Annotated in this window: 7 protein-coding genes; 2 read left to right on the forward strand and 5 right to left on the reverse strand. The window is 71.5% G+C overall.

Annotation, left to right across the window (positions count from 1 at the left end; translation table 11 throughout):
* Nucleotides 1-36: 36 nt before the first annotated feature.
* Nucleotides 37-1,950: a protein kinase domain-containing protein gene (locus MYF83_RS42850; RefSeq protein ID WP_279339708.1), complete on the forward strand. Its 1,914-nt coding sequence runs from the start codon at nucleotides 37-39 to the stop codon at nucleotides 1,948-1,950.
* The gene (locus MYF83_RS18650; RefSeq protein WP_248961732.1) at nucleotides 1,947-3,509 is read left to right on the forward strand and encodes an FG-GAP repeat domain-containing protein; all 1,563 of its coding nucleotides are present in this window, start codon (nucleotides 1,947-1,949) and stop codon (nucleotides 3,507-3,509) included. The genes MYF83_RS42850 and MYF83_RS18650 overlap by 4 nt, the downstream gene beginning before the upstream one ends.
* A gap of 94 nt (nucleotides 3,510-3,603) precedes the next feature.
* Here the strand turns inward: MYF83_RS18650 and MYF83_RS18655 are convergent, their stop codons facing one another.
* The 5 genes from MYF83_RS18655 to MYF83_RS18675 form a co-directional block, all read right to left on the reverse strand.
* A complete protein-coding gene (locus tag MYF83_RS18655; RefSeq protein ID WP_248961733.1) occupies nucleotides 3,604-4,455 on the reverse strand; it encodes a resuscitation-promoting factor in 852 nt (283 codons plus the stop codon).
* 280 nt (nucleotides 4,456-4,735) lie between these two features.
* Nucleotides 4,736-5,590 (reverse strand): TatD family hydrolase, encoded by an 855-nt coding sequence (locus MYF83_RS18660; protein WP_248961734.1) that lies wholly within the window; start codon nucleotides 5,588-5,590, stop codon nucleotides 4,736-4,738.
* Between the two features lie 23 nt (nucleotides 5,591-5,613).
* Nucleotides 5,614-7,395 (reverse strand): methionine--tRNA ligase, encoded by a 1,782-nt coding sequence (gene metG / locus MYF83_RS18665; protein WP_248961735.1) that lies wholly within the window; start codon nucleotides 7,393-7,395, stop codon nucleotides 5,614-5,616.
* A gap of 89 nt (nucleotides 7,396-7,484) precedes the next feature.
* Nucleotides 7,485-8,741 (reverse strand): glycosyltransferase, encoded by a 1,257-nt coding sequence (locus MYF83_RS18670; RefSeq protein WP_248961736.1) that lies wholly within the window; start codon nucleotides 8,739-8,741, stop codon nucleotides 7,485-7,487.
* Nucleotides 8,742-10,337: 1,596 nt separating this feature from the next.
* The coding region (locus MYF83_RS18675) for a dolichyl-phosphate-mannose--protein mannosyltransferase (RefSeq protein ID WP_504974204.1) at nucleotides 10,338-11,063 on the reverse strand (726 nt) is incomplete at its 5' end.

Here is an 11,063-nt window from a genome sequence, read left to right on the forward strand (position 1 = left end):
AGCCGTAACCGATCTTCAAGCGGAAGGAAAGTGGGCATGGTTAGTGTGGCCGCGCCAGGGAACGAGGAGGCGTCGTCGATGGACCGTACCGGTGCGGACCCGTTACGTCCGACCGATCCACCACGGATCGGGCCCTACCGATTGATCGGCCGTCTCGGCCAGGGGGGCATGGGCACCGTCTACCTGGCCGAGGCCCCCACCGGGCGGCTCGTCGCGGTGAAGGTCGTCAAGGCCGAGTTCACCATCGATGAGGGCTTCGCCGTCCGGTTCCACGCCGAGGTCACCAACGCCCGGCGGGTCGCGTCGTTCTGCACGGCCCAGGTGCTCGACAACGGCAACGCCGACGACGGCCGCCCGTACATGGTCACCGAGTACATCGCCGGGACGCCGCTGTCCCAGCAGATCTCGCGGTACGGCGCGCTGGAGGCCGGCACGCTGCACGGAGTGGCGCTCGGCGTGGCGGCGGCCCTCGCGGCCATCCACGTGGCCGGCCTGGTCCACCGCGACCTCAAGCCCGCCAACGTGATCCTGTCGATGTCCGGGCCCCGGGTGATCGACTTCGGCATCGCCCGCGCACTGGACGCGACGCAGGGCGTGACCCGATCCGGTGAGCTGCTCGGCAGCCCCGGCTGGTGGGCGCCGGAGCAGGTGCGCGGCGAGGACATCACCCCGGCCGCCGACGTCTTCGCCTGGGGATGCCTGGTCGCCTACGCCGGGAACGGGCGCCACCCGTACGGGCGCGGCGACCTGATGACCCTCGCCTCCCGCGTGCTGACCGGCAGACCCGACCTCGGCACCCTGCCCGCGCCGCTCGACCGGCTCGTCCGGCAGGCCACCGACCCCGATCCCCGGAGCAGGCCCACCGCGCAGGACCTGCTGATCGCGCTGGTCGGCGGTGACCCGGCGGGCCGCGGTCCGCGACCGGCGGACGAGCCCACCCTGGCCGCCCCGGCCGACCCGCCGACGCTCGTGGCCACCGAGATGCTCAACGAGTCCTGGGAGCCCCCCGCCAACGTCGCCGCCGCCACTCCCGCGGCCACGCCGGCTCGCCCCGGCACCCCGGCCGGCGACCGCGCCGCCGTCGAGAGCATCGGGGACACCGACGAGACGAACCCGGGCCTGTCGCTCCCCGGCCTGGCCCTCCCCATCCCGGCCTCCCAGGTCTCCGCCCAGCCCATACCGACCTCCGGCGTCTCCGCTCACCCCGTCCCGGACTCCGGCGTCTCCGCCCAGCCCGTCCCGGCTTCCCAGGTCTCCGCCCAGCCCGCTCCCTCCACCCCGTCCTCGCATGCTCCGGCCTCCGTCACCCCGGCCTCCGCCGCTCAGGCAGTCCGCACCGGTACGCGGGGGGAGGACACCCAGCCGCCCACGGGCACGACCGGGGTGACCATGCCCTCTGTCCTGCCCGGGCCGGACGTCCGGCGCCGCGGGTACGCCCGCAAGTGGCTGGTGCCCGCGCTGACGGTGCTCGGCGGGCTCGTCGTCACGGGCGGCGTGCTGCTGATGGTGGTGCAGAATCGGCCGCCGGTCCGCGCGACCGGTGTGGCGGCCGTCACCGCTCCCGCGCCCACACCCGAGAACGACGTGGGCCGGCGCTATACGGCCGGTTCCACCCTGGACGGCGCGCAGTTCGTCATCCCCCGTCCACCCCGGTGCGGCCTGACCTCCTACGAGGGGGCCACACCCAGCGAGGGCCGGTTCTGTGTGGTCAGGTGGACGCTGACGAACCCCGGCGGGGTCTCGGCCTCGACCGCCACCACACCCCCGGTTCTGGTGGACGACCGTGGCGGCGAGCACGAGCCGCTCCAGTCCGCCACGCCGATCCCCGGCACGCTGGCTCCCGGAGCCAGGGTCGACGGCGTGCTCGTCTACGACCTGCCTCCCTTACGGCAGGCGGCCACGCTGAAGGTGCGGATCATCGACACGGAAGCGATCGAGGTACGGCTATGACGCGGCGTCCGTTCCTGATGGTCCCGCTGCTCGCGGGGCTGCTGGCGGTGGCCCTGCCGGCGGTGGCCGCGCCGCGCGCCGAGGCGGCGGCGGACTGCGCCAACGCCGGTGCGAACGACTTCGACGGCGACGGCCGCGACGACGTGGTGGTAGGTGACCCGCTGGCCGACGCCGGGGGCGTGCCGGGCGCCGGGGCCGTGCACATCCTGCCGTTCGGCGGGAACGGCACCGGCAAGGGCCTGGTGGTCACCGCCTCCGACGCCAAGGCCGGTGACGCGTTCGGCTGGACCGTGCGCACGACGCACTTCGACGGGGACAGGTGTCTCGACGTCGTCGTGGGCGCCCCGTACGCGGACGCGGAGGGCGCCGCCGACGCCGGTGCGGTGTACGTGATCCGTGGCGGCGCCTACGACGGCCGGGTACCGGCCGAGGCGATCAGCGAACTCGCCCAGCCCAAGCCCGAGCGGGACGGCCACTTCGGCTGGTCGCTGGCCGCCGCGAGAGCACCCGACCGCCCCGCCGGGGTGATCGCGGTCGGCGCGCCGTACGAGAACGCCGACCGCACCGACGATGCGGGCGCGGTCTACCTGTACTGCGCCAAGCCGGGCGGCGGCACCGAGCCGGTGATCCGCATCACCCAGCAGTCAGAGGGCATCGTGGGCAACAGCGAGCTGGGCGACATGTTCGGCTGGTCTCTGGTGTTCGGCCGCTTCGGCGGGCGCGCCGACTCGATGGACCTGGTCGTCGGCACCCCGTACGAGAACGACGACGGGGTCGGCAAGCAGGCGGGGAACGCGGGGAAGCCCGACACCGGAGCGGTCGAGATCGTCTTCGACGCCGCCGAGGCGGGTGACACCTACACCAGCGTCAAGTGGGGCATCCCGGAGTCGGTCAAGGGCGTCATCGAGCACGCCGGCGACCGGTACGGGTACGCGCTCGCCTACGCGGAGTCCGGCGGCGTCCCCTACCTCGCGGCGAGCGCCCCGCTCGCCGACGTGGGAGGGGTCGCGGACTCGGGGCTGGTGCAGGTGTTCAAGCCCGGCAAGGACGGCAAGCCCGCACCGGCCCGGACGATCCGGCTCGGCGGCGAGGGCCTGGACGACCAGCCGGCCAAGGCCGGTGCCGCCCTGGGCTGGTCACTCGCCATGGTCGGATCGTCCAAGGCGCTGCGCCTGGCCATCGGAGACCCGTTCGACTCCCGTGACGGGACGCAGGCGGGAGTGATCAGGCAGGTACGGCTGAGCGGCGCCCCGGGCGGCACCGGCAAGGCGGACGGCACGGGTGGCGGGGGCGGCGCGGGGAACGCGCTCCTCCGGACGGGACAGGCCCATCCCTACGACCACTTCGGCTGGTCGGTGGCCGCCTTCGGCGCGTCCGACTCGTTCGCGCCCGGTGCCGGCCTGCTGGTCGGAGCGCCGGACCAGCAGGGCACGCCCGGCGGAGCCGTCGCGGTCCTGCGCGAGGGCGCGCCGACGCGGCTCCTGGTGCCCGGCCGCGACGGGGTGCCGGTGGTCCCCGACGGCGGCTCGGCCGACTTCGGCGCCGCCATCACCGGCTGACCGGCCGGACCCGCCGCGGCCCGGCCACCTCGTAGCGGGTGACGGCCACCTCATCAGCGGGTGAACGGAAGAGCGCCTCGGCGCGGCGGCCCTGTCAGCGGTTGAACAGGCGGGCGCCGCAGTTCGGCCACTGGGCGTGCCACCGGCCGGCGACCTTCTGGTAGAGCAGCTGGGCGCGGTAGGTCTGCTCCTCGGCCGGCCAGTCGAGCGGGGTCTTCGTGCCGCCGACCGCCTGCCACATCGGCAGGCTGAACTGGTACATGCCGTAGTAGGGGCCGGCCGGGTTGAACGCCCGGGGGTTGGCGTAGGTCTCGCAGCGCGCGAGGCCGAGCCAGTTGAGCGAGGACACCGCCGGGCTGACCGCCATCGTGCGGGCCGGCGGGGCGGGGGCCGCGGGGATGATGCGGATCACGGAGCTGTCCTCCGGGAAGGCGTCCATCGGAGGACGCACCCTGTCGCCCCTGGCCAAGGTGATCTTCTGCTGGGCGAGCACGGCGCGCACCGTGCGGCCGGTGGTCACCGCGTCCAGCCTGACGCCGCCCCGGACGACCGTCACGCGACGCTGCGTCCGGACGTCCAGCGCGAACCCCGAGACCGGGATCAGCCGCATGCGGGAAGCCGAGAGAGTGGCCCGGCGATCGTTCAGATGGAGCTGCTGGAGGACCTCCCCCACGTTGAGCGCGGTGACCGTGTGCACGCTCTTCCTGCCGTCCAGCGTGAGGGCGAGCGGCCTGGCGTGCCGTACGACGATGGAGGTGCCGTCGACGACCCGCTCAGTGCGCGGCGGGTACACCTCGTCGTGCGGGCCGACCTCGACCTTCACGGCGGCGAGCACGTCCTGCACGGTGCCGCCGAAGCTCCGGACCGTCGTCTCGCCGCCGTCGACGGCGAGCCGCACCTCCTTCGCCAGGACGTGACCGGTGAGCAGGCCGAGCGAGACGCCCACCGCGGCGGCGCACCCGACCCGTGTCCAAGGTGAGCGCAAGGGCGAGCGCACGCCGGAGCGGATGCGAGACGTGCGGCGTGGAGCGCGGCGCGACCCGGTACGCCGGGCGGCCGGTCTCGGTGCCGGAAATGGATCCACAGCGCGTCCTTCGAGTAGACCGGCTGCCGACGCTAGCGCCGCCCTCCGAACCCCCTCAACCAGATCACCGAAAGCAGTCTGTGACATTGCCATCACATGAGGTGACCGAGCGCCGGGGGTGGGTACCGCCCTTCGGGCGCGGCTACCAGGCGCCGAAGACGCGTTCGCCGTTGGCGCTGATGGCACGGGCCAGATCGTCGGTGTCCATGCCCTTGACCTGGGCGAGGCAGCGCAGCGTCAGCGGGATCAGGTACGGCGCGTTCGGCTTGCCGCGGTGCGGGGTGGGCGGCAGGTAGGGGGCGTCGGTCTCCACCAGGATCAGCTCCGCGGGCGCCACCCGGGCGGCCTCGCGGAGGTAACCGGCGTTCTTGTACGTCACCGGCCCGGAGAACGACATGACATATCCGGCTTGTACGCAGCGCCGCGCCATGTCGGCGTCCCCGGAGAAGCTGTGGAACACCACGACCTCCGGCGCGCCCTCCTCGGCCAGGATGCGCAGGACGTCGTCATGGGCCTCACGGTCGTGGATCACCAGCGCCTTGCCGGTGCGCTTGGCGATCTCGATGTGCGCCCGGAAGGAGGCGTCCTGGTCGGCCCGGGAGGCCCAGTCACGGAAGTAGTCGAGGCCGGTCTCCCCCACGGCCCGAACGTGCGGCTCGCGGGCGAGCTTCTCGATCTCGGCCAGGGTCTCGGGCGTGGCGGCGTGCGCCTCGTTGGGGTGGATCGCCACGCCCGCGTAGACGCCCTCGTGGTCGCGGGCCGTCTCGGAGTTCCACTGCGAGGACCGCAGGTCGTACCCGATCGTCACCAGCCTGGTGACGCCCACGGCCCGCGCCTCGGCGAGGATGCGCTCGACCCCGCCGCCGGCCGCCTGCGCCGCGAGCGCCACCGGGTCACCGGAGGACGCCTTGCGGTCGCCGACCATGATGTCCAGGTGGCAGTGGCTGTCGAACACTTCCGCGCCCAGAGGCGCCGGCGCGGCCGGAACGGTGGTCACTCGATGCTCCCTACGGCCGCGGGTCACTCGCCGAGGCGGGCGAGTTCCTCGTCGACCACCTTCGGGTCGAGCTTGGTGAACAGCGGCGTCGGCGGGGCCAGCGGGACGCCGGCCCGGATGGGGGTGGACTCCCAGGTGGCCGCGCCGTCGTACTCGCCGGTGATGACCGGGTAGTGGCGGCCGTCCTCGTCGTCCACCTCGCGGATCTCGGGCATGCCCGACCAGACGCCCTGCCCGCCGAGCATGGAGTGCACCTTGTTCGACGAGGTGGGCAGGAACGGCGTGAGCAGGGTCTTGGCGTCGTCGACGACCTGGAGGGCGACGTGCAGGATGGACTTCACCCGCTCGGGGTCGTCCTTGAGCTTCCAGGGCTCCTGCTCGGCGAGGTAGCGGTTGGCGTCCCGGACGACGTCGAAGGCCTCGGTGACGGCGTTCTTGAACCGGGACCTGCCCAGCTCGGCGCCGACGGCGGGGAACGCCGCGCGGCTGCGCTCCAGCAGCGCCCGGTCGGCGTCGGTCAGGTCGCCGGCCTCCGGCACCGCGCCGAAGTTCTTCGCGGCCATCGAGATCGAACGGTTGACCAGGTTGCCCCAGGCGGCGACCAGCTCGCCGTTGTTGCGGTTGACGAACTCCGACCAGGTGAAGTCGGTGTCCTGGTTCTCCGGGCCCGCCACGGCGATGTAGTAGCGCAGGGCGTCGGCGTCGTAGCGCTGCAGGAAGTCGCGGACGTAGATCACGACCTGCCGGCTGGAGGAGAACTTGCGCCCCTCCATGGTGAGGAACTCGCTGGAGACGACCTCCGACGGCAGCGCCAGCTTGCCGAGGGCACCCGACGTGCCGCCCCGCGCCCCCTCGCCGTTGTAGCCGAGCAGCATGGCCGGCCAGATCTCGGAGTGGAAGACGATGTTGTCCTTGCCCATGAAGTAGTAGCCGCGGGCGTCGGGGTTCTGCCACCACTGCCGCCAGGCGTCCGGCTCGCCGGACCTGCGCGCCCACTCGATGGAGGCGCTGAGGTAGCCGATCACGGCGTCGAACCAGACGTAGAGCCGCTTGTCACCGCGGTCGCGCCAGCCGTCCAGCGGGATCGGCACGCCCCAGTCGAGGTCGCGGCTGATCGCGCGGGGCTGCATGTCGCCGAGCAGGTTGAGCGAGAACTTCAGGACGTTGGGCCGCCACTCGCCCTGCTTGGACTGCAGCCACGCGCCCAGGGCCTCGGTGAAGGCCGGCAGGTCGAGCATGAAGTGCTCGGTCTCGATGAACTTCGGCGTCTCGCCGTTGACCTTGCTCTTGGGGTTGATCAGGTCGATCGGGTCGAGCTGGTTGCCGCAGTTGTCGCACTGGTCGCCCCGGGCTCCGTCGTACCCGCAGATGGGGCAGGTGCCCTCGATGTAGCGGTCGGGCAGCGTGCGGCCGGTGGACGGCGACACCGCGCCCAGCGTGGTCTTCGGGAAGATGTAGCCGTTGGCGTACAGCCCCTTGAAGATCTCCTGGGCGACGGCGTAGTGGTTGCTCGTCGTGGTGCGGGTGAACAGGTCGTAGGACAGGCCGAGGGCGGTGAGGTCTTCGGCGATCACCCGGTTGTAGCGGTCGGCGAGCTCGCGGGCGGTGACGCCCTCCTTGTCGGCCTGCACCTGGATGGGCGTGCCGTGCTCGTCGGTGCCACTGACCATCAGCACGTTGTTGCCCGCCATCCGCTGGTAGCGGCTGAAGACGTCGGACGGCACCCCGAAACCGGAGACGTGCCCGATGTGGCGGGGGCCGTTGGCGTAGGGCCAGGCGACGGCGGTCAAGATGTGCTGGGACATGTGACAAGCCTAGAGGGCCGCGCGTAAAGCCTCGAACCCGTTTCCGGGCTCCGCCCCGATTTCCCTTCTCCAGCGGCGACGCGCGCCGGCTAAAGGGCGCCCTCGTGCTGCGCGTTCGAAGGACGCCCCATTGGCACGGATTCGCGCTGCAGAGCCTCAGCGGCCTCCTCGGCGGCGGAGGCGGCCACGTCGGCCGGGGTCTCCTTGGTGCGGCGGATGCCGAGGATGCTGATGAACAGCGACGCGAAGATGGTCTGGAAGCTCATGATGAGCGCGGTCGCCGACGGCACGACCAGGCGCAGCGACTCGGCCGGGATCAGCTCGCCGAAGTTGCGCACCTGCCAGTGGGCCACCGCGGCGACCACACCGGCGAGACCGGCGATCGCGAGGAGGCTTCCGGCCACCAGGCCCTTCTCCAGCGTCACCACGTCGACCAGGCGCTTGATGCGGCGGTCCTCCGGCAGGAAGCCCTCCTCGGCGGCGTACACCTTGGTGAACAGCGCGAACAGCACCGCCTGGAAGCCGATCACGACCATCGCCGACGCGCCGACCAGGGTGTCGACGTCGAAGGCGAGCTTGCCGATGTAGACGGGCCCGAAGGTGAGCGCCGTGCCCGCCACCAAGCCGAAGATCATCAGCGCGATGCCGGGGATCAGGAACAGCCAGCGCGGGCTGTACAGCAGCAGGAAGCGCAGGTGGCGCCAGCCGTCGCGCCAGGAGCGGAGGTGCGGCGGGCGGGAGCGGCCGTCGGGGCTGAGCGTCGTCGGCACCTCGCGCACGTCCAGGCCCTGCAGCGTGGCCTTGACGACCATCTCGCTGGCGAACTCCATGCCACCGGTCTGCAGGCCGAGGGTGAGGATCGACTCGCGGCGGAACCCGCGCAGGCCGCAGTGGAAGTCGCGGATGGCGCTGGGGAAGAACAGGCGGCCGATGAACGACAGCACCGGGTTGCCGAGGTAGCGGTGGAGCGGGGGCATGGCGCCCTGGGCGATGCCGCCGCGGAAGCGGTTGCCCATGACCAGGTCGGCGCCCGAGCGCAGCTCCTCCACGAAGGGCATCAGCGCCGTGAAGTCATAGGAGTCGTCGGCGTCGCCCATGATCACAAAACGGCCCCGGGCGGCGCGGATGCCGCCGATCAGGGCATTGCCGTATCCCTTCGCGTCCACGTGGACCACGCGGGCGCCGGCGTCGCGCGCAAGCTGCTGGGAGCCGTCGGTGCTCCCGTTGTCGGCGATCACCACTTCGCCCTCGATGTCATGCTCCGCCATGCAGGCCAATGCCTTGCGGACACACGTTTCGACGGTCTCCGCCTCGTTCAGGCATGGCATGACCACGGTCAGTTCCACGTCGAAACCCCTCGTTCGTGCCTCGATCATCGTCTGCGTAGTTCAACCATGATGCCCTCTGCCCCCCGGTGCTCGCGTCAAGACCCCGAAAGGGCTGGCATCCTGTAAGCCATGGTGACCGTTGCCGAACCGGCGCAGGCCGATGTGCCCACGCCGCGCAGGGGTGCGCGCCTCCTGGGGTTCCTGAAGCGGCGCCGGCTCTTCGTGATCGCCTTCACGCTCGGTGCGGTCCTCCGGGTGATCGCGATGCTGGGCTACCGGCCGGCGATGTGGTTCAACGACTCCTACGAGTACGTCTCGGTCGCCCTGCGACTCCGCCCGCACCCCATCCGTCCCGACGGGTACGGATTCTGGCTGCTGATCCTCAAACCGCTGCACAGCTTCGCGCTGGTGGTCTTCACCCAGCACCTCATGGGCCTGGCGACGGCGGTCCTGATCTACATGCTTCTGCGGCGCAGGTTCGGGCTGCCCGACTGGGGCGCCACCCTCGCGACCGTGCCGGTGCTGTTCGACGCCTACCAGATCCAGCTCGAGCAGATGATCATGTCGGACACCATGTTCACGCTGCTGATCGTGGGCGTGGTGACGATGGTCCTGTGGCACAGGAAGATGTCGTGGAAGGCGGGCGCCGCCGTCGGCCTGCTGCTGGCGCTCACCGCGCTGACCCGCAGCATCGGCCTGCCGATCCTCGCCGTGGTCGTCGCCTTCCTGCTGATCAAGCGGACCGGCTGGCGGCCGGTCCTGGCCGTCGTGACCGCCTGCGCGGTGCCGGTGGTCGCGTACATGGGATGGTTCGCGTCCGCCAACGGGCAGTTCGCGATGACCCAGAGCGACGGGCTCATCCTCTACATGCGCACCGCCAAGTTCGCCGACTGCAAGAAGATCAAGCCCGACCTGCAGCGCGAGCAGGACCTGATCCCGCTGTGCAACAACCCCAGCATCGAGCGCAGCGAGTTCTCCCAGCTCTACCTCTGGTACAGCGGCCTCGGCGAGGTCCTGCACCGCTGGGGCACCGACAAGTTCGATCGGTCCATCAACGACACGGCGGGCAAGTTCGCCAAGCGCGCGATCCTCGCCCAGCCCGGCGACTACCTGTCGGCGGTCACCGGCGACCTGATGCGCAGCTTCCGCTGGGACCGGCCGGTCTTCCCCGACGCCAACACCTGGAACCAGTACCAGTTCTTCAACAAGGGCGTGAGCAGGAAGGACCCCGAGCGGCTGCTGGCGTCACTGCCCCATTGGCCGAACCACCAGGGGGGCTTCACCGACCGCGACATGGTGGCCTACGAGCAGGGCCGGGCCAGCACCAAGGTCTACTGGCCGTGGGCGACGATCATGGAGCGCTACCAGCGCGTCTTCTACCTTCCCGGCCTCGGCGTGGGCGTGGCGCTCCTGGTGGGCATCGCCGGGGTGGTCGTGCGCTGGCGCCGGTTGGGCGGTCCCGCGCTGCTGCCGCTGGTGGCGTCCGCCGCCCTGGTCGTCGCCCCGGCGGCCACCGCGGAGTTCGACTACCGCTACCTGCTGCCCGCGGCGCCGCTGGCTTTCCTGGCCGCCGCCATCGCCCTGCGCCACGGCCTGCGCCCACCCCGCCGGGAGCTAGATCCAGCTGCGGAAGAGCATGCGCCGGTACCAGTCGTCGTAGGGGATCAGCTCGGCGGTCAGCACGGGGTGCAGCCAGCCGAAGTTCACCAGGGCAAGGAGCATGAACGCGCCCGTGACGGCGGCTCCTAGGGCCCTGCGCGAGCCCTCCGCGCGCGCGGGCCCGATGATCAGCCCGGCGGCGAGGGTGAGCGCGAGGATCATGAACGGCAGCATCGGCGCCATGTAGAACAGGAACATCGTGCGGTGGTCGGCCACCGCGTAGTAGAGCCACGGAACCCACCCCGCCGCGAACGCCAGCAGGACGGCTCCGGCCCGCCAGTCGCGGGTCGCCGCGTACCAGGCGATGAGGGCGACCAGCGCGATGACGGCGCCGTACCAGATGATCGGTGTGCCGACCCCGACCATCGCCTCCGAGCACTTGGCCGCCCCGCAGCCGGTCGGGCTCTCGTAGAAGAAGGCTACGGGACGCAGCAGCAGCGGCCACTGCCAGGGCCACGACTGGTACGGGTGGTGCTTGGCCAGACCGGTGTGGAAGGTGAGCACCTGGAGCTGGTAGTCCACCCAGGACCGTGACGAGCTGAACACCCAGTACGCCCAGCCGCTGGAGGTGGCTTGTGCCCAGTTGCGGCCGTAGCCGTAGGCGGTGGCGAACCAGCCGGTCCAGGTCAGCATGTAGGTGACCGCGGGGGCCAGCGCCATGGCGACCAGGCTGGTGGGGGC

The organism is Sphaerisporangium perillae, from assembly GCF_023276435.1.
Lineage (GTDB): Bacteria > Actinomycetota > Actinomycetes > Streptosporangiales > Streptosporangiaceae > Sphaerisporangium > Sphaerisporangium perillae.

Coding starts and splice junctions, on each gene's coding strand:
- MYF83_RS42850 (WP_279339708.1), top strand. CDS start 37: ATGGTTAGTGTGGCCGCGCCAGGGAACGAGGAGGCGTCGTCGATGGAC.
- MYF83_RS18650 (WP_248961732.1), top strand. CDS start 1,947: ATGACGCGGCGTCCGTTCCTGATGGTCCCGCTGCTCGCGGGGCTGCTG.
- metG (WP_248961735.1), bottom strand. CDS start 7,395: ATGTCCCAGCACATCTTGACCGCCGTCGCCTGGCCCTACGCCAACGGC.